We start from the raw sequence: 23,134 nt of genomic DNA on the forward strand, positions 1-23,134 counted from the left end.
CTCCGCAGACGGCGCCGGCGGTCGTCATGTCGACCTGCGGTACAGCCAGGGCGCGCAGATCGGCGACCGGCAGCGAGCCGACGTCAGGGAAGATGCTCTGCGCCGAAGTGCGGGTGACCACGTTGTCGTGCGTCCGGCGTATGCGTGGACCGGGATCGGGCATTCGCGGTCGCTGAGGGTCTGGGCGTTCACCACCGAACGCAGGAACGTGCGCCGGGCCTCGGTGGCATCGGCGACCAGCGTGGCGAGCTGCCCGGCCTGCGGGTGGCGGCCGAAGCCGAGCGCCCGGCGGATGGTGCCGAGGTACTCGGAGCCCTCGTTGGGGCAGGCGAGCAGCACGATCGCGCGGATGCGAGCGAGTTCGCGGGCGCGGCCCTCGTGGACCATCCAGGCGACGTGCCGCTGCAGGATCAGGCCGCCCTGGCTGTGGGTCACGATCATGACCGGCCGGGCAGGATCGTGCAGCGCGAGGTGGCTGCGAAGGGAGTGGGCGATGTCGTCGTAGTCCGGGATGTGGGCGAGAGCGGCAGGCGAATTTTCGGCGATTCGTAGCCGAAGCGGTCGACACGTACGCCGGTCAGATCGGCGTCGGACTCCACGAGCCGCGCGAGCCGGTCCCAGGTGCGCGGCGATGACCAGAATCCGTGGATGAACACGAGATCGCCAGTGAGTATGGAGCCTCCCGTTGCGGCGTTATCGGCATGATACGCACCGTTGTGCCAGTCGAACTGTGCCAGCGCGGCGGGTCAGCGCAGGTCGGCGGCGGTGAGGGCGGCGTCGAGGATCCTGGCGTGGGCGGGAACCGCCGGGTCGAGGCCGGTCATGGTGGTGATGCGGTGCAGCCGGTAGTCCAGGGTGTTGCGGTGGATGTGCAGTTCCAGGGCCGCCTGGCGGCGGTTGTGGCCGTGGCGGACGAAGACGCGCAACGTCTCCAGCAGATACGGGTGCTCCGCCAGGGGATCGAGCTTGGCGGCCAGCCGGCGCAGCCCGGGGCCGGGGCGGGCCAGCTGGTACTCCACGAGGACGTCGTCGAAGCGGTACAGCCCCGACGGATGGCCGATCCGGGTGACCAGGTCGAGGACCTCGCGGGCCTCGGCGGCCGCGGCCGGGATCGCGGCAACGGTGGCAGCGTCGGCGGCGGTGGCCAGCACCGTGGTGTCCAGGGCCTCGTGCAGGCTCGCGACGAGGGACGCGGCGTCGACGCCGTCGGGGAGCAGCGCGACGCCGTCGATGTGGTCGACGAGGACGGGCGTGCCGGCGTGCGCGTCGACGGCCACCTGCACGAGCCGGTCCGGCGGGCGGGGGGACAGGCGCACCATGAGCACCGTGTGGCGGGGGCCGACCTCGACCCGGGCGTCCTGCGCCAGGGCCTGGAACGGGTGGCCGTGCAGGAGGGCGGCGAGCAGCTCCTGCCGGGAGCGCGCGGACTCGCCGCGCAGGTCCTCCTGCGCCTGGATGTGGGCGAGGACGACGGCCGGCATCACGGCGGCGAGCCCGTCGAGCAGCCGGGCCCCGGCAGTGGCGAGGTCGTCAGCAGTGGCGAAGTCGTCGGCGACCCGGGTGACCGTGCGCCACCAGGCCTTGGCGCCGATGAGGTACGCCGCGAGCGCCGCCTCCAGCGGCACGTGGTCGCGGGCGCGGCGGGCGGACAGCTCCACCACCCACGTCAGGTCGGCCGGACGCAGCGGGCCAGGGTCGCGCAGCATCCTCAGCAGGAGGCCCAAGACGGCGCCGACCGACTCGCGGACCGGGCCGTCCAGGGTCTCGGCCGGCAGCCCGCGGTAGAAGGGCACGTCGGCGGCGCATCCGGCGACGATCTCACCGGTCAGGTCGGCCAACCGGCCGGCCATCCGATCATGCAGGTCCGGCACCCCGGCATCGTCACATTGCCCAAACCGGCGCGTCAATCATTGCCGCAGATGCGCACTGACAGCGGGCCCCGCCGGTTGTGAGGATTCGGTGACCCCCAAGCAACGAGGAGGCACGATGTCTCACCGTTCCCGCCTTGCCGCCGCGCTGTGCGCGGCGGCGCTGCTGATCCCCGCAACCCCGGCCGCCGCCACGGCCGCAACCGCCGCCGCCCAGGACCCGTGGGACGCCCCCGGTCCCTACGCCACCGCCGTGCAGGTCGGCGCCGTCAACACCCTGTACTACCCGCGCGACATCGCCTCGAGCCCGCGCCGCCACCCCGTCATCGTGTGGGGCAACGGCACCGGCGCCGCGCCGCTGGTCTACCGGGACCTGCTGCTGTACTGGGCGAGCCACGGCTTCATCGTCTCGGCCGCCAACACGCCCGCCTCCAACCTCGGCATCTCGATGCGGCTCGGCATCGACGCGCTCGCCCAGGCCGACACCACCCCCGGCAGCGTCTTCCGCGGCAAGGTCGACCTGGCGCACATCGGCGCCTCCGGCCACTCGCAGGGCGGCGCCGCGGCGATCGTGGTCGGCGCCGACCCGCGCATCGACGCGATCCTGCCGATCCAGCCCGGACCGCTCGCCGACATCGACGACGTGCACGTGCCGGCGTTGCTGCTGGCCGGGCAGTACGACAGCATCGTCTTCCCGTTCCTGGTGAAGGCGTTCTACAACGACGCGACCCACATCCCGGCGATCTACGGTGAGGTCAGGGGCGCGGACCACTTCACCGTCGTGGGCGACCCGGGGCCGTTCGCGGCGCCGACCACCGCCTGGTTCCGGTTCCAGCTGATGGGCGACACCGCCGCCCGCGCCGAGTTCTATGGCCCGTCCTGCGGCATCTGTACCGACAGCAGTACGTGGTCCGACGTGCGCCGCAACGCCCTCGTGCCGTAGCGGCACCGATCAGACCTCGTGCCGTAGCGGCACCGATCAGACCTCGTGCCGTAGCGGCACCGATCAGACCTCGTGCCGTAGCGGCACCCGACCAGAGAGGAACACCACCCATGCACAGCGTCCAGATCGGCCCGTTGCACGCACTGCGGTCCGGATCCGGCGACGGGCCGGTCGTGCTCGCCGCGCACGGCATCACCGCCTCGGCGATGTCGTTCGCGGCGGTCGCCCGGGCGCTCCCGGCGGGCTGGACGCTGCTCGCCGTCGACCTGCGAGGCCGTGGCCGCAGCAACACCCTGCCCGGCCCGTTCGGCATGGACCGGCACGCCGAGGACCTCGCCGCCGCCGCGCGGCACCTCGGCGCGCCGGTCGTGCTGGCCGGTCAGTCGATGGGCGCGTACGCGGCGCTGCGAGCCGCGGCCAGGTTCCCGGACCTGTTCACCCGTCTGGTGCTCATTGACGGCGGCCTGCCGCTGCCGGTCCCGGCCGGCGCTGACCCCGACGCGGTCCTGGAGGCGACCCTGGGCCCGGCGATCCTCCGGCTGCGGATGACGTTTCCGACCGAGGAGGCGTACGTCGATGTCTTCCGCCACCACCCGGCGCTCGCGGGATCCTGGAACGACGACCTCGACGCGTACGCCCGCTACGACGCGACCGGCGAACCCGGGGCGATCCGCTCCCGGGTCAACCCCGACGCCGTCGCCGCCGACGGCCGGGACCTGCTGGTCAACGCCGCCACGTTCGGCGACGACCTGCGCGGCCTGCGGCTGCCCGCGCAGCTGCTGTTCGCGCCGCGGGGCATGTTCGGCCAGGAACCCGGCATCCTGCCGCAGCCCCTCGTCGAGCAGTGGACGGCGCAGAGTGCACTGCGTGCCGAGCTGATCCCGGACTGCAACCACTACACGATCCTGACCAGCCCGGCCGCAGCGGCCCGGATCGCCGGGGCCTTACACTCCTCGCGATGATCACCGGGCGGTGGTCGGAGACTCAGGGAGACCATCGTGTCGTTCGCACTCACCCGCCGCTCGGTGATGCTCGGTGCCGCGACCGCGGCGACGGCCGTGGCGGTCCCGGGCCTGGTGCCGGGACAGCGCAGCGCGCACGCGACGCCGCCGGGCCAGCAGGGGCTGATCACCTACCGGCGCCTCCTTCAGGTCTTCGTCGCCGATGCCGACGGCAGCAACGAGCGCCTGCTCGCCCCGCAGATGTTGGAGGGATCCGGCGACTGGGCGCCCGACGGCAGCCGGTTCGTGTTCTCCGCAGGTAGCACCATCGAGTCGGTGCGCCCGGACGGCAGCGACCGGTTCACCGTCCTCGGCGTGCCCGAGGTGACCGCCTTCGTAGCGCCGGTGTTCGGGTACGGCGGCGCGTACGTCATCCTCGTGGCCTACGGTCAGCTGGCGATCACGCCGGCCGGCCAGTACGGCGGCTCCACCGGGAGCCAACTGGTCAGCGTCCCTGTCGACAGCGACTACGAGTTCGAGGTCGCCGTCGCCCCGGACGGCACGGTGGTCTACCAGCACGGCATCGGGCCCACGGCGGTGATCCGCCGGATCGACAGCTTCACCGCTGTCACGAAGATCGTCACCGGCGGCGAGCAGCCCGACTTCTCCCCGGACGGCACCAAGCTGGCGTTCAGGCGGACCACCGGCGGCAACGGCTCGCCCTGGGTCCAGCAGATCTGGGTCGCCGACGCCGGCGGCACCAACCAGCAGCAGCTCACGACCGTTGCCAACGCCGGCACCCGCAACGCGGATCCCGCCTGGTCGGCCGACGGCGGCGCCATCCTGTTCACCAGCCTCGACGGGCAGGGCTCGTCCGACATCAAGCGGATCGACCTCGCCGCGGGCGACGTCATCACGCTCGTCAAGGGCGCCTCTCAGCCGACCTGCCAGCCGGTCGTCCGCAACACCGTCGAACGTGTCTGGGGCGCCACCGCACTCGGCACCGCCGTCGCGACGTCGCGGTACAACTGGGCCGACAAGGGCGCCGCCGACGGCGTCCGGGCGCAGGCGAAGGCGGTCGTGCTGACCCGCGACGACATGTACTTCGACGCCCTCGGCGGCTCCGCCCTCGCGGTGAACAAGCAGGGACCGCTGCTGATCACGCCGCCCGGGTCGCTGGACACCCAGACGCAGGCGGAGATCCAGCGCATTCTCGGCGGCAGTGGCACGGTGTACCTGCTCGGCGGCACCCTCGCCCTGTCCGCCAAAGTCGAGAACACGCTCAAGACGCTCGGCTACCAGACGGTGCGGCTGTGGGGGCAGAACGAATACGAGACGGCCGTCGCCGTGGCCAAGGCGATCACCGCGAAACCGACGGCGGTGATCGTCGCGACGTCGCTGAAGTACTACGACGCGCTCGCCGCGGGTGCGGCCGCCGGCGCCAACCCGGGCACCGTGATCGTGCTGACCGCCGGCGACACCATGCCGGCCGCGACCGCCGCGTACCTCAACGGCCTCAACCCCGACCCGGAGACCGGCACCGCGATGATCGGCGTCGGCGGCCCCGGCGTCCGGGCGCTGATCAACGGCTTCCAGAACAACCAGATGCCCAACTGGCCCGACGACCTGTCGTACTACGACGTCTTCGGCGCGACCGAGTTCGAGACCGCCGTCGCGGTCGCCGAGTTCTTCTTCACCGGCCCGCGGACCGCGGCCATCGCGACCGCGACGACCTGGTTCGACGCGCTCACCGGCGGTGCGATGATCGGCGCGAACCTCGGCCCGCTGCTGCTGTCGGCCCCCGGCACGCTGAGCGCCCCGACCCGCGACTACTTCTCCCGCAATTCGTCCACGATCAGCTACGGCGTGCTGCTCGGCGGCCCCCTCGCGTTGAAGGACGGCCTGATCGCGCCGCTGGGCAACGCCATCTCGGTGCCGAACGCGTACGACTACGCGCAGTACACGGAGACGTACACGACCGCGAAGGCGAAGACGCTCAGCCGGTCCACGGCGCACCAGCGGGCCGGTGCCACGGGCCGGGCCGGCAACATCCCCGGCACCGGGCAGCGCCCCACCACGCTCGGCCGGTGACCGCCGGTCACGGCAGGCGCTGGTCGCCGATGACGCTGAGCAGCTGCAGCTTCTCGTGGGACTCGCTGCCCGCCGCCGCGGTGTAGACCACCAGCAGCTGCGACTGGTCGGGGTCGACGAGGGTCTGGCAGTGCAGGTCGAGCACGCCGAGCCGCGGATGCTGGATGCGTTTCGGCGCGCAGTAGGGCCCCGCGACCGGATGCTCACGCCAGATGCCGGCGAACTCGGGGCTCGCGGCCAGCAGCGCGTCGACGATCGCGGCGGCCCGGGAGTCGTGGCCGTCGCGGGTGTGGACGTCGTGCAGGTTCGCGGCGATGCGCCGGGAGTGCGTCGCGTGGTCCTCCGGCGGATAGATCAGCCGCGTCGCCGGGTCGGTGAACCAGCGGTAGTGCATGCTGCGCGCCAGCCCGGTGTGGACGCTGTCGTCGCCGAGCAGCGCCGCGGCGAGGCGGGTCTGCCGCAGCGTCTCGCCGACGTTGTTCACCACGCGGGCCGCCGCGTCCTGCAGGCCGTCCAGGATGCGCATCATGCCCGGGTTGACGTGGTCGGCGCGCAGGGAACGGTGCGGGGTAGCGTGACCGGCGAGGCGGAACAGGTGGTCGCGCTCCTCCAGGGACAGCCGCAGGCCGCGGGCCAGGGCGGCGAGCATCTGCCCGGACGGGTGCGGGCCGCGCTGCTGCTCGAGGCGGCTGTAGTAGTCGATCGACATGTCGGACAGGACCGCGACCTCTTCGCGGCGCAGCCCGCCGGTACGGCGCCGCCGGCCACGTGGCAGGCCGACGTCCTCCGGTTGCAGCGCCTCCCGGCGGGTGCGCAGGAAGTCGGCGAGTCGGGCCCGGTCCACGGCGTCCAGTCTCCTCTCGATCAGGTCCCTGGAAGCCTCAACACTGCCCCCGCACCCGCCGCGGATCCATGTACCGGCGATCCTGCGATCGGCGTCACAGCACCGCGGATCCACGGATCAACGGAACATGCCTGCGGCCGCGGGCCGGTGGCACGGTCGACGGCATGAGCACACCGACACGCACCGCACCCGCCCACTGGATCGGCGGCACCGCCGTCGCCGGCACGGGCGCCACCATTCCCGTCGTCAACCCGGCCACCGGCGAGGTCGTCGCCGAGGTCCCGGCCGGCACCACCGCCGACGTCGACGCCGCCGTCGCCGCGGCCACGGCGGCCTTCCCGGGCTGGGCCGCCACCCCACCGGCCGAACGCGCCCGCGTCGTCGGCCGGGTCGCCGACGGCCTGCACGCCCGCGCCGAGCAGATCGCGGCCACGATCACCGCGGAGATGGGCGCGCCGATCACGCTGTCCCGGTTCGCGCAGGCCGCGTTCCCGGTCGCGGTGGCCCGCTCCTTCGCCGGGCTCGCCGCGGACTTCCCGTGGCGGGAGGAGATCGGCTCGTCGCTCGTGCTGCGCGAGCCGATCGGCGTCGTCGGAGCGATCACGCCGTGGAACTTCCCGCTGCAGCAGATCGTGTCGAAGCTGGCGCCGGCGCTGCTGGCCGGCGACACGATGGTGTTCAAACCGTCCGAGATCGCGCCGCTGACCGCGCAGATCCTCGCCGAGGTCGTCGCGGATGCCGGGGTACCGGCGGGCGTGTTCAACGTCGTGCACGGCACCGGACCGGTCGTCGGCGAGGCGATCGCCGCGCACCCCGGCATCGACATGGTGTCCTTCACCGGCTCCACCCGCGCCGGCCGGCGGGTGTCCGCGGTCGCCGCGCAGACGGTGAAGCGGGTCACCCTCGAACTGGGCGGCAAGTCCGCCAACGTGATCCTCGACGACGCCGACCTGGCCGCCGCCGTCGAGCACGGCCTGGCGAGCGCGTTCGCCAACGGCGGCCAGGTCTGCGGCGCGCTGTCACGGATGCTGGTCCCCGCCGCCCGCCACGACGAGATCGTCGACCTGGTCGTCGCCGCGGCGGCGCGGTACACGGTGGGCGACCCGCTGTCGGAGACGACCCGGATCGGGCCGATGGCGACCCGGGCCCACCAGGAACGCGTCACCGGCTACATCGAACGGGGCGTCGCCGACGGCGCGACCCTCGCGTTCGGCGGTCCCGGCCCCGTCGACGGGCTCACCACCGGCGCGTACGTGCGCCCGACGGTCTTCGCCGATGTCGACCCGCGCGCCGTCATCGCCCAGGAGGAGATCTTCGGGCCGGTGCTCGCGGTCATCCCGTACACCGGCGACGACCACGCGGTCGAGATCGCCAACGGCACGATGTACGGGCTGGGCGGCGCCGTGTTCGGCGAGCACGACCACGCGGTCGAGATCGCCGGGCGGCTGCGGACCGGACAGGTCGACGTCAACGGCGCGCACTGGAACCCCCTCGCGCCGTTCGGCGGCTACCGGCAGTCCGGCAACGGCCGCGAGTTCGGCCGATTCGGCCTCGAGGAGTACCTGGAGACCAAGTCGATCCAGCGGTGAACGTCAGCCGATGGTGTGCCCGCCGTTGACGGTGAGGCGCTCGCCGGTGACGAACGAGGCCGCGTCCGACAGCAGCCAGCGCACCGTCCCCGCGACGTCCTCGGGGCGGCCGATGCGGCCCAGCGGCACGCCGGCGACGTACTGCTCGAGGTCGTCCTCGGCGACGCCGGCGTGCCGTTCGACCGGGATCCAGCCGGGGGCGACGACGTTGACGGTGACGCCGTGCGGGCCGAGCTCGCGCGCCCAGGTGCGGGCCAGCCCCACCTGGGCGGCCTTGGCCGCGACGTACGCCGACCAGCCGGGCAGGGCCCGGTCGACCATGTCGGAGCCGATGAGCACGACCCGGCCGGAGCCCGCGGCCCGCATCGCCGGCAGCGCTGCCCGCACCAGCAGGGTCGGGCTCTTGACGAAGAACAGCAGTTGGCCGAGGTGGTCGTCCCAGGTGAGGTCCTCGACGGCCACCTCCGGCTGCGGGCCGGTGGCGTTGGCGACGAGCGCGGTGACCGGGCCGAGCCGGTCGGTCACCGCGGCGACCAGCGCGGCGACGGCCGTCTCGTCGGTCACGTCGGCCGGGAACGCCTCGGCGGTGCCACCGGCGGCGCGGATGCCGGCGACGACCGCACCGGCCGCGTCGGCGCCGTGCCGGTAGTTGACGGCGACCGCCCATCCGCCGGCGGCGAGCTCCCGCGCGATCGACGCACCGAGCCCGCGGGACGCGCCGGTGACCAGTACCACCCCTGCAGCCGACATGGCCGAGGACGCTAGCAGGTGCGCTACACGTCCGCGGTCAGTTCGGCGAGCGTGACGTTCGTGGCGCGCACGGCCGACAGGTACGCCATGGCCATCTCCGCGGTGTCCATCGACGGCTGCGGCGGCAGGCTGCCGGCCGGTGGCATCTCCGCCGACGGCGTCATGTACGCCCGGGCCGTGGTCAGGACGTCGCCGAGTGGCCCGCGACCGGTGGTGAGCGCCTCCACGAGCGTGGCGTCCAGCGGCAGGTCCTGCAGCATCCGGTCGGCGGGCTCGTCGAAGAGGTCCGCGATCGCCGACAGCAGCCCGCCCATGTAGGCGACGTCGCCGGGCACGCCCGCGCCGCCGGCGAGGAACTGGCAGAACCTGGCCCGGACCAGCACGCCGGTGAGCTGTTCGGGGTCGGCCTCGGTGAGGTCGGCGACCAGCATCAGCGTCACCCACTGCCGGATCCGGTTGAGCCCGAGCGTGACGACGGTGTCGCGGACCGACGAGATGGTCCGGTTGAGCCCGGTCGCGGCGGCGTTGGTGGCGCGCAGCAGCCGCAGGCTCAGCGCCGCGTCCTGGCCGACGAGGTCGACGACCTCGTCCATGTCGACGTCGGCGGCGCTGAGGGTGTGCAGCATCCGCAGCCTGGTCAGCCGGGCCGGGGCGAGCGTCACGGTCGAGTTGACGTGCGGGCGGCCCAGGATGTCGCCCTGGAACAGCTCGAACCCGAGCGTGAACGCGAGCCGCAGCGCGTCGGGGGTCTCCAGGCGCTCCGCGACCAGCTGCAGGTGGCCGTGCCGGCGGCACACGGCGACGGCGGCGCGGACCTCGGGCTCGGAGGCGTGCAGCAGGTCGATCTTCACGTAGGTCGCCAGGGGCAGCAGCGGCTCGTGGCCACCGCCGAGCACGAAGTCGTCCAGCGCGATGATGTACCCCTGCTCGACCAGTGCGGTGACGCCGGCGATGACCTCGGCGTCGACGGCGGTCGTCTCGAGGATCTCCAGGACGGCCTGGCTGCCGTCGAACGGCAGCGGCAGGCGGCCGGTGAGGAAGTCGCGGGTCAGGTTGACGAAGCAGACCCGCCCGCCGGACAGGTCCCGCAGCCCGAACTCGGTGAACGCCGCGACCAGGACCCGGGCCGTGGCGAACGAGTCGCTGCGGTCGGCGCCGGACGAGGTCGCTCTCGCCCGGAACAGCAGCTCGTCGGCGACGACGACGCCGTCCCGGTCGTAGATCGGCTGCCGGGCGACGTGCACGACGTGATCGTTGTCAGGGTCCCCCACATGCTCGCTCACCAGGCCATGATCGCTCTAAAATGGGCCGAATAGTGCGGAATAGTCCATATACCCTTTACCGTTGCTGCCGGCCGCCGAGGTACCGTGGTCCGCAGTGAGCTGAGTGTCGTCGATCCGGGCGTGCCGGCGTTGAAGCCGGTGGAGGCGCGGATGGCGGTGCGGGACCGGCTGACACACGACGCGTTCTTCTACGGCACCGACGAGCGCTTCACCGACGTGCTCGCCCCGTTCGTCCGCGACGGGCTCGAGCGCGATCACGCCGTCGTGGCGGCCGTCACACCCGCCAACGCGGGCCTGCTGCGCGACGCGCTCGGCCCGGACGCCACCACCGTGACGTTCATCGACCGCGACGACTGGTACCGGCGACCGGCGAGCACCGTCGCGGGCTGGCGCCGGCTCCTGGCCGACGCCACCGGCCGAGGGCACGACACGGTCCGCATCATCGGCGAGGTCGGCTTCGGCCCGCCGGCGCGGCACGTGACCTGGACCCGCTACGAGTCGGCGCTCAACGCGGTGTTCGCCGACGCGCCCGCCTGGATCGTCTGCCCGTATGACACCCGGGTCCTGCCCCGCACGGTGCTCGCCGACGCCCGCCGCACCCACCCCTCGGTGACCGTCGTGCGGCGCGCCGGCAGCGGGGCGTACCGGCCGCCGGAGCAGTTCCTCGACGCGGTGCCGGAGCCGGCACCGCCCGTCGACGGCCCGCCCACGGTCGTGGCGGCGCTCGGCGAGAGCGTCGCCGACGCCCGCCATCTGGTGCGCCACGTCGCCGTCGAGCACGGCTGGGACGGCACCGACCGGCTCGACGAGCTGCTGCTGGTCACCAGCGAGATCGCCGCCAACGCCGTGCTGCACGGCGGCGGCCGCCGGGAGCTGCGCGTCTGGACGTCGGCGATGGCGCTGGTGTGCGAGGTCAGCGACGACGGCCCCGGCCCCACCGACCCCCTCGCCGGCTACCGGCCCCCGGACGAGTCGATGCTCGGCGGCCGCGGCATGTGGATCGCCCGCCAGCTGTGCGAGGCGCTCGCCGTGAGCCGCGACGACGGGTGGACCCGCGTGCGGTACATGCTGCTGCACCCGCCTGTATGACCAGGTCGTGACGGCCGGGCGAACTCGCGGGTTGGCATGGTCCCTGCGGTAGCCGAGATGTGCTGGCCGCGCGACGATCTGCTTGTGACCGAAACAACCGTGGTCCTCATTCTGGTGATCGTGACGGCGCTCGGGTTCGACTTCACGAACGGGTTCCACGACACCGCCAACGCGATGGCGACCTCGATCGCCACCAACGCGCTGCGACCGAAGGTCGCCGTGCTCCTGTCAGGCATCTTGAACCTGGTGGGTGCCTTCCTGTCCGTCGAGGTCGCACTGACGGTGAGCAATGCCGTCGTGAAGATCCAGAACTCCAACGGCACGCCGAAACCGGACCTGGTCGCCGACGGCGGGTCAGCACTGTTGCTGATCATCCTGGCCGGCCTCGTCGGCGGCATCACCTGGAACCTGCTGACCTGGCTGCTCGGCCTGCCGTCGAGCTCGTCGCACGCGCTGTTCGGCGGGCTCATCGGTGCCTCGATCGCCGGGCTCGGCTGGGCCGGCGTCAACTGGAACGGCAACGGCACCAAGCTCGACGGCGTGGTCGGCAAGGTCATCCTGCCGGCGATCATGTCACCGGTGATCGCGGGCGTCATCGCGGCGGTCGGCACCTGGGTCATCTACCGGATCACCACCGGGGTCGCCCGCCGGTTCACCGACAACGGCTTCCGGTGGGGGCAGATCGGCAGCGCCTCGCTGGTGTCGCTCGCGCACGGCACCAACGACGCGCAGAAGACGATGGGCGTGATCACCCTCGCGCTGATCGCGACCGGCGACTGGACCGACACCAAGAGCATCCCGTTCTGGGTGAAGGCCGCGTGCGCCGTGACCATCGCACTGGGCACCTACCTCGGCGGCTGGCGGATCATCCGGACGCTCGGCAAGGGCCTCGTGGAGATCTCCCCGCCGCAGGGCCTGGCCGCGGAGTCGGCGTCGGCGGCGGTCATCCTGACCTCCAGCCACCTGGGCTTCGCGCTGTCCACCACGCACGTGGCCACCGGCTCGATCCTCGGCAGCGGCGTCGGCCGCCCCGGCGCGCTGGTGCGCTGGGCGGTCGCCGGGCGCATGGTCGCCGCGTGGCTGACCACCCTGCCGGCGGCCGCCGTCGTCGGCGCGCTCATGTGGTGGATCGGCCACGCGATCGGCGGCCTCGCCGGAGCGGTCGCCATCTTCGTGCTGCTCGTCGCCGCCGCCGCGTACATGTACCTGCGGTCGCGCCGCGAGCCGGTCGACCACAACAACGTCAACGACGACTGGGACGCCCGGCGCGAGCTCGCCGACGCGGAACGCTGAGAGGACCGGGCGAGATGCAGCACAACCTTGGATTCGCGCTCGAGGCCGCCTGGAAGGTCCTGCTGGCAGGGCTCATCCTGGGCGCCGGCCTCCCGGCCCTGTTCGCGCTCGGCGTCAGGTCCCTCGCGTATGGCGCCGGCGGTGACGCCGAGGACCACCAGGCGGGCACCGCAGGACCGCGGGCGCACCCGATCGGCACGGTCGCCGGCTACGCCTGCTTCGCCGTCGTCCTGCTGGGCGTCGCGCTGGGCATCACCTTCATCGTCGCGTCGGGCTTTGGCAAGGCGCTCAGCTTCGAGCACGTGTACCCGTCGATCGTGAACAAGTGAGGAGCCGTCGTGGGTGAGCTTCGCTCGAACTTCCTGACCCGCACCGTGGAGTGGATGCGCGCCGGGTACCCGGCCGGCGTCCCCCGCCAGGACTACGTGGCGCTGCTCGGGCTGCTGCGCCGCAAGCTGACGGACGTGGAGATCCATAAGATCGCGCAGGACCTGGCCGACGAGTCGCAGCGCACCGCGGACCCGATCAGCACCGCCGACATCGAGGCGATGATCAACGACTCGGTGCTGCAGCAGGCCTCGACCGAGGACGTCGCCCGGGTGTCGGCGCGGCTCGCCGCCGGCGGCTGGCCCCTGGCGGACCCGCCGACCGACTGAGCGCACCGGTCCCGCCCGTCGGGCGAACGCCGGTGTTCCATCGGCGTTCGCCTGGCGGACCTCGGCGCATCATAGTTTCGGTCGATGCGACGACTTTTGACGCTCACGGCGGTGGCTGTGCCGCTGCTGCTCGTTCCGGCGGCCGCCAGCGCCGCACCGGCGGCGCCCGCGACGGGGCTGCGGACCGTGACCCCGGCCGTGGAGACACCACCCCTGTATGACGACGAGGCCGGCGGCGACGCCAACGCCGACGACCCGGCGATCTGGATCAACGAGCGCGACCGCGGCGCCAGCCGGGTGATCGCCACCGCCAAGAACGGCGGCCTGCGCGTGTACGACCTCGCCGGCCGCGAACGGCAGGCGATCGCCACCCCGCCGGCGCCCGGCGAGGACGACGAGGCCGGCCGGTTCAACAACGTCGACCTGGTCGAGGGCTTCCGGCTCGGCGGCCGGACCGTCGACCTGGCCGTCGTCACCGACCGGGGCCGCGACCAGCTGCGCTTCTACCGCATCGACCCGGCGACCGGCACGCTCACCGACGTGACCGCGCCGGGCGTGCCGTTCGCGTTCAGCACCACGCAGGCCGAGGTCAACGACCAGCGCACCGCGTACGGGCTGGCCACCTACCGCGACTTCGACGGCACCCCGTACGCGGTCGTCAGTCGCCGCAGCACCAGCGACGTCGGGCTGTTCAAGCTCGTCGCCAAGGGCTCCGCCGTGACCTACCAGCGCGTCGACCGGCTGACCCTGCCCTCGACGTTCCGGCTGCCGAACGGCTCGACGTGGTCGCCGTGCGCCGACCCCGGCGACGGGCCGCAGGTCGAGGGCAGCGTCGTGGACCCGGTGACCCGGGTCGCGTACCTGGCGCAGGAGACCGTCGGCCTGTGGCGGATCCCGGTGTGGGGCGGCCGCTTCCGTGGCGCGCCGCAGTCGGTGGAACGCACCCGCGAGTTCGGCATCCCGGCCCGCTTCGACGAGGCCGAGGACGACTGCGTCGTGGACTACGCCGCCGACCCCGGCTACGGCGGCCGCATCGCCGCGGACGTCGAGGGCCTCACCATCCTGCGCACCGGCACCCTCACCGGCACCCTGCTCGTCTCCAGCCAGGGCGACGACACGTTCTACACCTACGACCGGCCGACGCTGCGCCCGACCGGCCGGTTCGCGGTCGTCGACGGTGCCCGCGCCGACGGCTCCCAGGCGTGCGACGGCGCGGCCGTGACCGCCACCGCGCTGCCCGGCTTCCCGGGTGGGCTGCTCGTCGTGCACGACGGCGAGAACACCCCGGCCAGCGGCGACCGGGAGAACACCAACTTCAAGTTCCTCGACGCCGGCTTCCTGCACCCGGGTCACCGGCAGTAACGGCCCATCGCTGCCCCTCACCGGTCCCGCCGGTGAGGGGCGGTGCGTCCCGCCGCCGCGTGGCAGGATCGTCCACGGAAACCGGGGGAGGGACGAGCGTTTTGACCGACACGGCGACCGCCATCGACACCGAGGTCCTCTTCGAACTGATCGACGGCGGCGACCTCGACGCGCTCGCCGCCGCGCTCGCCGGGCTGGGCGCGAAGGACCGCGCGGCGCTGCTGCCGGCGCTGGACGCGCACCGGCCGGCGTGGGCGGTGCCGGAGCCGGTCGTGGTGCCCGAGCCGGAGATCGACAACGGCGTCATGGTCCTGCGCGCCCACGCGGGTGCCGCACCGATCGGCGGGGCACCGCCGCGGCGCGCCGACGACCTGGACGAGGAGACCGTCCGGCGGCAGGAGCAGATCCGCCGCAACGGCGCCGGCTGGCAGCTGCGGCAGGAGGCCGCCGAGGCCGCCCGCCGGTGCAACGCGCGGCGGCACGCCGCCTACTCCCTGGCCGTCATCGCATGCGTCGGCACCACCGCCGACGTCGTCAAGCGGCTGCACGTGCCGTGGACCTACCCACAGCCGCGGCCGGTGCCCGAATCGGTGCCCGGCCTGCTGCGCATCCGCGGCGCCGGTTGGTGCGCGACCCTGGGCCGGGGCATGCTGCGGCGGGTCAGGTCCCGCACCGCCGCCGACCATTGGCCGTTCACGGAGGCGCTGCTGCGGGCCGTCGGCGCGCCGCCGCCCGGGGAACCCGCGGCCGTCGCCTGCTACGTGGTGACGCCGCGCACCCCGTCGCTCCAGGCCTTCCTCGCCGCGGACCCGTGGTTCGACCGGATGCTGCCGCACATCTTCGACGACGACCAGGTCGCCGCCGCGTTCGCCGGCCGCGGCCTGGTGCTCGACTGGCCCCTCGCCCTGCTGCGACTCACCGAGGCCGGGCGGGTCGAGCGGGACACGCTCATCGCCGGATGCCTGCGCCGGCTGCGGACCGGCGGGCGACCTGGGCTGCTGCGGGCCTATCTCGGCATGCTCAAGCATCTCGCCGCGGGGCCGGCCGAGCTCGCCGCGCACCGGCAGGAGCTGACGGGCCTGCTCGCCGTGCCGCTGCCGACGATCGCCGAGCACGCGCACACGTCGTTGCAGGATCTGCACCGGGCGGCACCCCTCGACCCGGCGACGCTCACCGAGGTCACCGCGGCCATGCTCGGCCGGCCGGAGAAGAAGCTCGTCCGCGCCCACCTCGGCTGGCTGCGGCGGCTGCCGCTCGAGGACCTCATGGACGGGCTCGTTGTCGGGCTGCACCACCCGGCCGCGGACCTCGCGGAGGCCACCCTCGACCTGATCGAGCCGCGGCTGCCGGACCTGCCGGTCCCGGCCCTGGACCGCCTGCGCGACGAGCTGCCGGCCCTGGAAGGCGCGGTCGCGCACCGCCTCGCCGCGCTGCTGGGCGCGGCGGCACCCGCGCCCGCACCCGTCGCGGCGCTGGTTGCCGCGCTGCCGGCGGCGTTCCCGCCGCCGCTGGACCTGGGCGCCCTCGCCGAAGACCTCGCGACCGCGCTGCGCGAGGGCGACGGTGACCCGGTCCGGCACGAGCTCATGCTCGACGGGCTGTTGCGCGCCGCCCGCGACGACCGCACCGCCGCCGCCCGGGTCCTCGCGCCGCTGATGCCGCAGTGGCCCGGCATGTGGCCCGACCTGATCGCCGCGGTCACCGGGTCGACGGCGCCGGCACCGTACGACGACCGGCACGCCCGCCGCTACGACACCACGCTCGGCGTGTTCATCCGGCGCCGGTCCACCGAACTCGCCGCGCGGCTCGCCAAGGACCCGCCGCCGGCGCTGCTGGCGACCCCGGCCACCGTCGCCGGGCACGTCGATCCCGACCGGGTCCTCGGCCTGTTGCGGCTGGCCGAACGCGACGGCTGGCAGCCGGGCCCCGCCGACCTGACCCAGGCGCTGCTGCGGCTGCCCCGCACGGTCGACGCCGCCGTCTACGCGGCCGCCGCGCGGCTCACGTCCCCGGCCGGGCGCCGGTTCGCGGACTGGCTCGCCGGTCCCGCCGAGCCGCGGACCTGGATCGAGGAGGTGCCCCACCTGGCGTACTTCCCGGCCCGGCGGATCGCGATGCTGGACCCGGGCGGGCTGCCGGCCGAGCTCGCCGATCCGGACACCGCCACCGACCGCGTCCGCAACACCTACCACCAGCCGGAACTGGGGCTGTGGCCGATGGTCGCGCCGTCGCACCGGGAGGCGACCGCCGCGCACATCCAGCCGTTCGTCGTCGCCCCGACCGGCCGCCCCGGCACCACGTTCCTCGACGGGCTCGCGACCGCCGACGGCCCGACCGGCCCGGCGATGTCGCTGATCCTCGCGTACACCCTCGCCGCGGACCGGCAGCGCATGCGGCTCGCCGCGACCGATGCGCTCATCGCGCTCGCCGCCCGCCCCGGCTGGGACAGCACCGGCGTCGGCGCGGAGATCGGCGCGCTCGCCGGCACCGACCGGATCGTGCTGCGGCGCACGGTCCAGCCGCTCGCCGACGCCCTCAACGCCGGCGCCCACGACGCCGTCTGGCAGGTGACGACGGCCGCGCTGCCGGGACTGCTCGCCGTCAACCCGCGCTCCGGCCTCGCCGACATCATCGACCTCGCCACGGCCGCCGCCGGTGGGCGCCCGCTCGACCTGCCCGCCCTGGCGGCCCTCGCGACCCGGCCCGGGCGTGCCCTCCTGGTCGAGGCGGCCCGCCGTCTCATGGCCGCCACCGATCGCCGCTGACTGTTTGCCGGGTGGGCCGGAGGGCAACCCATGAGCATGGAAGATCCCTCCGCGTCCGTCACCGTGTGCGAGGACGGACCGCTGCTGCTGCGCGGCCCGTTCACGCTGCTCACGCAGGACGGTGAGGAGATCGACCCGGGCCGCGCCACCGTCGCGCTGTGCCGCTGCGGCCGGTCCGCGATCAAACCGTTCTGCGACGGCACCCACAAGGTGGTCGGCTTTCAGGCGCCCAGCGCGCCGACCGGCGAGCGGCCCCTGTCGGAGGAGTCCGCGGCGCCGGCCCGCAGCGACGACTGACCGGCGTCCCAGCGGTCCAGGACGTGCCCGGCGAAGCGCCCGTCGAGGGCGAGCGCGGACGCCGCCCCGAACAGCACCTGCGCACCCTGCCGCGGCTCCTGCGCGCAGAACCCGCCGCACAGGTCGTGCGCGGCGATCTGCTCGTGCACCGCGTCGGCCTCGACGTGCTCGTCGTAGAAGCGGGTCGCGTCCGGGCTCCCACCGAGGCGGCGCAGGCCGTTGCCGTAGCGGCGGTTCGGCAGCGACGACGTCATCTCGAACACGGCCAGGTGGCCGAGGATCGCGCCGCGCAGCCGGCGGTGCAGCCCGAACAGCGACATGAGGTTGTTCGTGGCCAGGGTGATCGCCGGGACCACGTCGAGGTAGGCGCCGTAGGTGTCGTCCAGGTCCAGCTCCCGCATCGTGGTCCGGAACAGCTCCGCGTGCATGCGTTCGAGGCGGCCGCCACCGTACTCGTCGGCCTGGATCTCCACGAGCGCCGCCTTCGGCCCGCCCGACAGCCGTGGGATCGCCCAGGTGTGCGGGTCGGCCTCCCGCTGGTGGTAGATCGAGCGGTGGATGACGAACTCGCGGAACTGCTCGATGCTCGCCCGGCCGGTCAGGAACCTCGACAGCGACGGGCTGTCGTCCGCCTCGACCAGCGCCGCGAGCGCGTGCGGCACCTCGTGCGGCGCCGGCTGCCCGGGTACGGGTGCCAGCCCGCGCAGCCCGTCCTCGAACCGTTCCTCGGCGGCCTGCCGCAGCGCCAGCAGTGACGGCTGCCACTCCCACCGCTCGTCGACGCCCTCGAACCCTCGGTAGTGCAGCTCGTAGCAGATGTGCAGGCTGAGCTGCAGGTCCTCGTCGGTGCACGGGTCGACGCCGGTGGCCAGCTCCTGCCACGCCTCGGCGGGCAGGTCCCGCGGCGGTCCGGCCAGCGTCGCGGTCAACAGGTCGGAGACGGGTCCTCGCGGATGGGGCATGCGCATGGCCGTTGTGTTCCCCCGCCGGAGCCGGTTAAGCAGGAACTTTGACGGGAACCGGGAGGTCATGACCACAGTCGCCGGCGCACCGGCCTATGCTGACGCAGCTCTGCGGCGTCTCGGCGACGCGCTCAAGGACACCGGGTACCGGTTCACCGCCGTCACACCCGCCACACACGAGCGGGTCAACCACCGCCCGGGCAACGCTCGCGCCCGGTCGCTGCGTGATGTGCTGGGCTGGGGCCGTCCCTTCGGTCCCGGCGTGCTGCCCGACGGGATCATGGCGCTGCTGAACGAGGCGGGTGTCCTGCACCGCGACGGCGACACGTGGCGCAGCCTCGTGCGCTGCTCCACCTATGGCGGGGAGCTGTTCTTCCACTCGGCGTTCCCGACGACCGCGCCGGACGCCGTCTTCTTCGGCCCGGACACGTACCGGACCTGCGACGCCGTGGTCGCGCACCTGCGCACCCGCAGGGGTGCGCGGGTGCGACGGGCGGTGGACGTCGGGTGCGGCAGCGGGGCGGTGTCGGTCACGGTGGCCAGGCACGCCCCGGCCGCCGAGGTCATCGCCGTGGACGTCAATCCCGCCGCGCTGCGGCTCACCGCCGTCAACGCCGGGCTTGCCGGCTGCGGCGAGCGGGTCCGGCCCGTCCGCAGCGACCTGCTGACCGGCGTGGACGGGTCGTTCGACCTGATCGTCTCCAACCCGCCGTTCATGATCGACCCGGACCGGCGGGCGTACCGCGACGGCGGCGAGCACGGCCACGACCTGCCGCTCGCCGTGCTGGACGCGGCCGTGCACCGCCTCGCGCCCGGCGGCTCGCTGGTCCTGTTCAGCGGCACCGGCATCGTCGACGGGCACGACCCGCTGCTCGCCGCGGCCGCCGACCGGCTCGCCGGCACCGACCTGGACTGGACCTACCGGGAGGTCGACCCCGACGTGTACAGCGAGAACCTCGACGACGCGTCCTACGCGCACGCCGAGCGGATCGCCGTCGCCGTCCTGATCGCCATCCGCCGCTGAAGGGCACCCGGATGTCGCTGACCGCGTCCAGCGCCGCTGAGATCGCCGGCCCCATCGCCGGGCAGATCCTGACCGTCGGGGTCGAAGAGGAGTTCCTGCTGCTGGACCCCGCCACCTGGCACAACGCGCCGGTCGCCGGCGCGGCCCGCGCCGCCCTCGCGCCACAGGTGCGGGGACTGACCCGGGTCGAGTTCCGCCACAGCATGATGGAGATGGTCACGCCGGTGTGCGCGTCGCTGCCGCAGTTGCGCCGGCACCTGATCGCGAACCGGTCCGCGGCGGCCGGGGCTGCGCGCACCGCCGGCGCCCGGCTCGTCGCGGTCGCCGCGACCCCTGTCGCCGAGCCGGACCGCACCGTCGAGGACACGCCACGCTTCCACGCGATCTCCCGCCACTACGGCCCGGTCGCCCATGACCCGGCAGTGTGCGGCTGCCACATCCACGTCGGCGTGCCCGACCCGGAGGTTGCCGTGCAGGTCTGCACCCACCTGCGGCCCTGGCTGCCGGTCGTGCAGGCGATGAGCGCCAACTCGGTGTTCCACGCCGGCGCGGACACCCACCATGCCAGCTGGCGCGGCGTCCAGCTGGAGCGTTGGCCGAGCCTCGGACCGTCGCCGTTCCTGACGTCGGTCGCGGACTACGAGCGCACCGTGGCGGAGCTGGTCGCCAGCGGCGTCATGCTCGACGACACGATGGTCCTGTGGTGGGCCCGGCCGTCGCGGCGGTACCCGACCGTCGAGGTGCGCGTCGCCGACGTGGGCCCGACCGCCGGCGACACGGTCCTCGTCGCCGGGCTGGTGCGGGCCCTCGTCGCGACCGTCGTGGCCGACATCGCCGCCGGCCGCCCGGCGGTCCGGCCGCCGGAGCACCTGCTGCGGGCGGCCCACTGGAACGCCGCGCACCAAGGCCTCGGCGGCACCCTGATGGACCTGCACGCGCGGCGCCCGGTGCCGGCCTGGGAGATGGTCGACCTGCTCGCGGAGACCGCCGGAGCCGCCCTGCGCCGGCACGGCGACGACGCCGTCGTCGCACGGGAACTGGCCCGGCTGCGCACGGAGGGCACCGGCGCCGACCGGCAACGCCGGGCCGGTGCGCTGCCCGCTGCGCTGCGCATGCTCGCCGGTCTCACCACCGGTTAGCATCGCTGCTCGTGAACACCGAACCGAAGATGGTCCTCGTCGTGCGCACTGACCTTGGCATGGGCAGGGGCAAGATCGCGGCGCAGGTCGCGCACGCGGCCGTTGCCGCGGTCCTGGAAGGGCCGCACGGCGTGGTGTTCGGCGACTGGCTGCGGGCCGGGCAGCCGAAGGTCGTGCTGAAGGTCGCGGGGGAGGCCGACCTCGCCGACCTGTGCGCCCGGGCCGGCGAGGCGGGCCTGCCGGTGCAGGTGATCCGCGACGCCGGCCGGACGCAGGTCGCCGCGGGCACGGCGACCTGCTGCGCGATCGGCCCCGCCGTCCCAGCGGACGTCGACCCCGTGACCGCCGCGCTGAGCCTGCTGTAGCGGCCGTCAGCCCTTCACGCCGCTGCTGGCGACGCCGCGGACGAAGTACCGCTGGAAAATGACGAACACGATCGCCACCGGGATGATGGTCAGGATGGAACCGGCCATCATCACCGGATAGTCGAAGCTCTGCCCGCCCGCGCCGCCCCGGCCCAGGGTCGACAGGCCGAATGGCAGCGTCCAGTGCGAGGGGCTGGCCCGCACCACGATGAGCGGCATCAGGAACTCGTTCCACACGCCCTGGAACGACAGGATCGTCAGGGTCAGCAGCGCGGGGCGGGCCAGTGGCAGCACGACGTGCCAGTAGGCCTGGAAGATGGAGGCGCCGTCGATGCGGGCGGCCTCCTCCAGCTCGCGGGGCAGCTCCACGAAGAACTGCCGCATCAGGAAGATGCCCATGGCGTCGACCGCGAGCGGCAGGATCATTCCCGTGTAGGAGTTGAGCAGGCTCATCTCCTTGAGCACCAGGAACCGTGGCACGGTCAGTACGATCGGTGGCACGGCCAGGACGGAGATGATCCCGGCGAACACGATGCCCCGGCCGCGGAATTGCAGGCGCGCCAGGGCGTAGCCGGCGAGGGAGTCGATGAAGACCCGGCCGAGCGTCGCGGTGACGGTGACGAGGATCGAGTTGAACGTCCACAGTGGAAAGTCGCTGTGCAGCAGGACGTCGGTCCAGGCCCGCAGGTCGAAGTCGCGCGGCCACGGGGACGTGGAGTGCGCGGCGACCTCGGGGCGGGACTTGAACGACGTCCCCAGCGAAAGGATGAACGGGTAGATGAACACGACGGCGAACACGATGAGCAGCCCGTAGCGCAGGGCCCTTCTGAACGTCACGTCAGCGCTCCTTCCGCAGCACGAAGCGCTGCACGCCGGTGAAGATCAGGATGATGACGAGCACGATGAAGGCGATGGCGGCGGCGCGGCCCATCGCACTGTTCTGGAAGCCTTCGCGGTAGATCAGGTACGCCGGGGTGAGGGTGGACTTCTGCGGGCCGCCCGACGTCATGGCGTAGACCTGGTCGAAGACCTGCCAGGTGCCGATGATGCCGAGGGTCAGCACCAGGAACAGCGTCGGCTTGAGCAGCGGCAGCGTGATGCGGAAGAAGCGCTGCCGGGCCGAGGCGCCGTCGATGGAGGCGGCCTCGTCGAGCTCCTCCGGGACGTTCTGCAGCCCGGCGAGGAACATGAGCATGAAGGTGCCGGTGGTGGTCCAGGTGGCGAGGATCATCACGGAGCTGAGCGCGACGCTGGGGCCGGACAGCCAGTCCCACCACGACAGGTCCATGAACTCGCCGCGCAGCGCGCCCGGCGGGGCGTCGACGCCGACGGCGCGCAGCAGCAGGTGCAGCAGCCCGTCGGAGTCGTCGAGCCAGACCAGGTCGACCTTGCCGGGCAGCACCGCCGACAGCACGGTGTTGACCACGCCGGACGGGCTGAACAGGAAGATGAAGATGAACGCCACCGCGATCGAGCTCGTCACGGACGGGAAGTAGAACGCGGTGCGGAAGAACGTGCGGCCCTTGAGCAGCCGGGCGTTGACGACGAGCGCGAGCAGGAACGCCAGGAACGTCTGCGCCGGGACCACGCCGAGCACGTAGTACAGGTTGTTGCGCAGGCTCTTGGCGAAGTCGCCGCGCACGACGCCGGGGTCGGTCAGCAGGTCCGCGTAGTTGGCGGTGCCGGCCGGTTCGGAGACGCCGAGCGGGGTGAGCCCGCTCCAGTCGCGGAAGCTGACCCAGAGGGCGAGGAGGATCGGCGCGACCATGAACACGCCGAGGCCGATGAGCGCGGGGGACACGAAGAGCCAGCCGGCCAGGCCCTGCCGGCCGTGAATGCGTGACATGCGGGACTCCCAGGGGGAGGGGCCGCC

General features: G+C 73.3%; 23 protein-coding genes. 14 read left to right on the plus strand and 9 right to left on the minus strand.

Annotated elements, in window-relative coordinates; genetic code table 11:
• Positions 1-24: 24 nt before the first annotated feature.
• The 3 genes from AB0K00_RS14750 to AB0K00_RS14760 form a co-directional block, all read right to left on the minus strand.
• A complete protein-coding gene (locus tag AB0K00_RS14750; protein WP_363520489.1) occupies positions 25-441 on the minus strand; it encodes a hypothetical protein in 417 nt (138 codons plus the stop codon).
• On the minus strand, positions 438-656 hold the full coding sequence (locus AB0K00_RS14755) for a hypothetical protein (protein WP_363520492.1): 219 nt from the start codon (positions 654-656) through the stop codon (positions 438-440). The genes AB0K00_RS14750 and AB0K00_RS14755 overlap by 4 nt, the downstream gene beginning before the upstream one ends.
• 90 nt (positions 657-746) lie before the next feature.
• Entirely contained in the window at positions 747-1,871 is a 1,125-nt protein-coding gene (locus AB0K00_RS14760; RefSeq protein WP_363520495.1) for a helix-turn-helix domain-containing protein, read from the minus strand.
• Positions 1,872-1,986: 115 nt separating this feature from the next.
• Here AB0K00_RS14760 and AB0K00_RS14765 point away from each other — a divergent pair, with 115 nt between their 5' ends.
• The 3 genes from AB0K00_RS14765 (at position 1,987) to AB0K00_RS14775 (ending at position 5,843) form a co-directional block, all read left to right on the plus strand.
• Entirely contained in the window at positions 1,987-2,811 is an 825-nt protein-coding gene (locus AB0K00_RS14765; protein WP_363520497.1) for a hypothetical protein, read from the plus strand.
• 110 nt (positions 2,812-2,921) lie between these two features.
• A complete protein-coding gene (locus tag AB0K00_RS14770) occupies positions 2,922-3,773 on the plus strand; it encodes an alpha/beta hydrolase (protein WP_363520500.1) in 852 nt (283 codons plus the stop codon).
• A 36-nt stretch (positions 3,774-3,809) separates the two neighbouring features.
• Positions 3,810-5,843, plus strand: a complete 2,034-nt coding sequence (locus AB0K00_RS14775) for a cell wall-binding repeat-containing protein (RefSeq protein WP_363520503.1) — start codon at positions 3,810-3,812, stop codon at positions 5,841-5,843.
• Positions 5,844-5,850: 7 nt separating this feature from the next.
• Here AB0K00_RS14775 and AB0K00_RS14780 read toward each other — a convergent pair whose 3' ends face one another.
• A complete protein-coding gene (locus AB0K00_RS14780; RefSeq protein WP_363520506.1) occupies positions 5,851-6,687 on the minus strand; it encodes a helix-turn-helix transcriptional regulator in 837 nt (278 codons plus the stop codon).
• A 164-nt stretch (positions 6,688-6,851) separates the two neighbouring features.
• Between AB0K00_RS14780 and AB0K00_RS14785 the strand changes: the two genes are divergently transcribed.
• Positions 6,852-8,276 carry an aldehyde dehydrogenase family protein gene (locus tag AB0K00_RS14785; protein ID WP_363520509.1) on the plus strand — a complete coding sequence of 475 codons (1,425 nt, stop codon included), beginning with the start codon at positions 6,852-6,854 and terminating at the stop codon, positions 8,274-8,276.
• Between the two features lie 3 nt (positions 8,277-8,279).
• Here the strand turns inward: AB0K00_RS14785 and AB0K00_RS14790 are convergent, their stop codons facing one another.
• On the minus strand, positions 8,280-9,026 hold the full coding sequence (locus AB0K00_RS14790; RefSeq protein ID WP_363520512.1) for an SDR family oxidoreductase: 747 nt from the start codon (positions 9,024-9,026) through the stop codon (positions 8,280-8,282).
• 23 nt (positions 9,027-9,049) lie between these two features.
• Complete coding sequence (locus AB0K00_RS14795; RefSeq protein ID WP_363520515.1) at positions 9,050-10,309, minus strand: HDOD domain-containing protein; 1,260 nt, start codon at positions 10,307-10,309, stop codon at positions 9,050-9,052.
• An 84-nt stretch (positions 10,310-10,393) separates the two neighbouring features.
• Here AB0K00_RS14795 and AB0K00_RS14800 point away from each other — a divergent pair, with 84 nt between their 5' ends.
• From AB0K00_RS14800 to AB0K00_RS14830, 7 genes are all read left to right on the plus strand, one after another.
• Positions 10,394-11,398 carry an anti-sigma factor RsbA family regulatory protein gene (locus AB0K00_RS14800; RefSeq protein WP_363520517.1) on the plus strand — a complete coding sequence of 335 codons (1,005 nt, stop codon included), beginning with the start codon at positions 10,394-10,396 and terminating at the stop codon, positions 11,396-11,398.
• 84 nt (positions 11,399-11,482) lie between these two features.
• A complete protein-coding gene (locus tag AB0K00_RS14805; RefSeq protein ID WP_363520520.1) occupies positions 11,483-12,691 on the plus strand; it encodes an inorganic phosphate transporter in 1,209 nt (402 codons plus the stop codon).
• A 14-nt stretch (positions 12,692-12,705) separates the two neighbouring features.
• Positions 12,706-13,020, plus strand: a complete 315-nt coding sequence (locus AB0K00_RS14810) for a hypothetical protein (protein ID WP_363520522.1) — start codon at positions 12,706-12,708, stop codon at positions 13,018-13,020.
• A 9-nt stretch (positions 13,021-13,029) separates the two neighbouring features.
• Positions 13,030-13,347, plus strand: a complete 318-nt coding sequence (locus AB0K00_RS14815; RefSeq protein WP_363520524.1) for a DUF3349 domain-containing protein — start codon at positions 13,030-13,032, stop codon at positions 13,345-13,347.
• A gap of 84 nt (positions 13,348-13,431) precedes the next feature.
• Positions 13,432-14,709, plus strand: a complete 1,278-nt coding sequence (locus tag AB0K00_RS14820; RefSeq protein ID WP_363520525.1) for a phytase — start codon at positions 13,432-13,434, stop codon at positions 14,707-14,709.
• A gap of 101 nt (positions 14,710-14,810) precedes the next feature.
• Complete coding sequence (locus tag AB0K00_RS14825) at positions 14,811-17,474, plus strand: hypothetical protein (RefSeq protein ID WP_363520528.1); 2,664 nt, start codon at positions 14,811-14,813, stop codon at positions 17,472-17,474.
• A 30-nt stretch (positions 17,475-17,504) separates the two neighbouring features.
• Positions 17,505-17,771: a CDGSH iron-sulfur domain-containing protein gene (locus tag AB0K00_RS14830; RefSeq protein WP_363520530.1), complete on the plus strand. Its 267-nt coding sequence runs from the start codon at positions 17,505-17,507 to the stop codon at positions 17,769-17,771.
• Here the strand turns inward: AB0K00_RS14830 and AB0K00_RS14835 are convergent.
• On the minus strand, positions 17,696-18,739 hold the full coding sequence (locus tag AB0K00_RS14835; protein ID WP_363520532.1) for an iron-containing redox enzyme family protein: 1,044 nt from the start codon (positions 18,737-18,739) through the stop codon (positions 17,696-17,698). The genes AB0K00_RS14830 and AB0K00_RS14835 overlap by 76 nt on opposite strands.
• Before the next feature lie 61 nt (positions 18,740-18,800).
• Between AB0K00_RS14835 and AB0K00_RS14840 the strand changes: the two genes are divergently transcribed.
• From AB0K00_RS14840 to pth2, 3 genes are read left to right on the plus strand one after another with little or no spacing between them, the layout of a single operon-like run.
• Positions 18,801-19,757: a class I SAM-dependent methyltransferase gene (locus AB0K00_RS14840; RefSeq protein WP_363520535.1), complete on the plus strand. Its 957-nt coding sequence runs from the start codon at positions 18,801-18,803 to the stop codon at positions 19,755-19,757.
• An 11-nt stretch (positions 19,758-19,768) separates the two neighbouring features.
• Positions 19,769-20,896, plus strand: coding sequence for a glutamate--cysteine ligase (locus AB0K00_RS14845; protein ID WP_363520537.1), 1,128 nt, complete (start codon positions 19,769-19,771; stop codon positions 20,894-20,896).
• Positions 20,897-20,907: 11 nt separating this feature from the next.
• Entirely contained in the window at positions 20,908-21,261 is a 354-nt protein-coding gene (gene pth2, locus AB0K00_RS14850; protein ID WP_363520540.1) for a peptidyl-tRNA hydrolase Pth2, read from the plus strand.
• 6 nt (positions 21,262-21,267) lie between these two features.
• Here pth2 and AB0K00_RS14855 read toward each other — a convergent pair whose 3' ends face one another.
• Positions 21,268-22,098 (minus strand): carbohydrate ABC transporter permease, encoded by an 831-nt coding sequence (locus tag AB0K00_RS14855; RefSeq protein WP_363520543.1) that lies wholly within the window; start codon positions 22,096-22,098, stop codon positions 21,268-21,270.
• Between the two features lies 1 nt (position 22,099).
• A complete protein-coding gene (locus tag AB0K00_RS14860) occupies positions 22,100-23,107 on the minus strand; it encodes a sugar ABC transporter permease (RefSeq protein WP_363520545.1) in 1,008 nt (335 codons plus the stop codon).
• Positions 23,108-23,134 lie beyond the last annotated feature (27 nt).

This window comes from Dactylosporangium sp. NPDC049525 (genome assembly GCF_040676755.1).
GTDB lineage: Bacteria > Actinomycetota > Actinomycetes > Mycobacteriales > Micromonosporaceae > Dactylosporangium.

Bases quoted from the DNA above. Each gene is read 5' to 3' on its own strand.
- AB0K00_RS14860 (WP_363520545.1), bottom strand. From the start codon at position 23,107: ATGTCACGCATTCACGGCCGGCAGGGCCTGGCCGGCTGGCTCTTCGTG.
- AB0K00_RS14765 (WP_363520497.1), top strand. From the start codon at position 1,987: ATGTCTCACCGTTCCCGCCTTGCCGCCGCGCTGTGCGCGGCGGCGCTG.
- AB0K00_RS14835 (WP_363520532.1), bottom strand. From the start codon at position 18,739: ATGCGCATGCCCCATCCGCGAGGACCCGTCTCCGACCTGTTGACCGCG.
- AB0K00_RS14750 (WP_363520489.1), bottom strand. From the start codon at position 441: ATGATCGTGACCCACAGCCAGGGCGGCCTGATCCTGCAGCGGCACGTC.
- AB0K00_RS14820 (WP_363520525.1), top strand. From the start codon at position 13,432: ATGCGACGACTTTTGACGCTCACGGCGGTGGCTGTGCCGCTGCTGCTC.
- AB0K00_RS14830 (WP_363520530.1), top strand. From the start codon at position 17,505: ATGAGCATGGAAGATCCCTCCGCGTCCGTCACCGTGTGCGAGGACGGA.
- AB0K00_RS14840 (WP_363520535.1), top strand. From the start codon at position 18,801: ATGACCACAGTCGCCGGCGCACCGGCCTATGCTGACGCAGCTCTGCGG.
- AB0K00_RS14770 (WP_363520500.1), top strand. From the start codon at position 2,922: ATGCACAGCGTCCAGATCGGCCCGTTGCACGCACTGCGGTCCGGATCC.
- AB0K00_RS14785 (WP_363520509.1), top strand. From the start codon at position 6,852: ATGAGCACACCGACACGCACCGCACCCGCCCACTGGATCGGCGGCACC.
- AB0K00_RS14790 (WP_363520512.1), bottom strand. From the start codon at position 9,026: ATGTCGGCTGCAGGGGTGGTACTGGTCACCGGCGCGTCCCGCGGGCTC.
- AB0K00_RS14810 (WP_363520522.1), top strand. From the start codon at position 12,706: ATGCAGCACAACCTTGGATTCGCGCTCGAGGCCGCCTGGAAGGTCCTG.
- AB0K00_RS14845 (WP_363520537.1), top strand. From the start codon at position 19,769: ATGTCGCTGACCGCGTCCAGCGCCGCTGAGATCGCCGGCCCCATCGCC.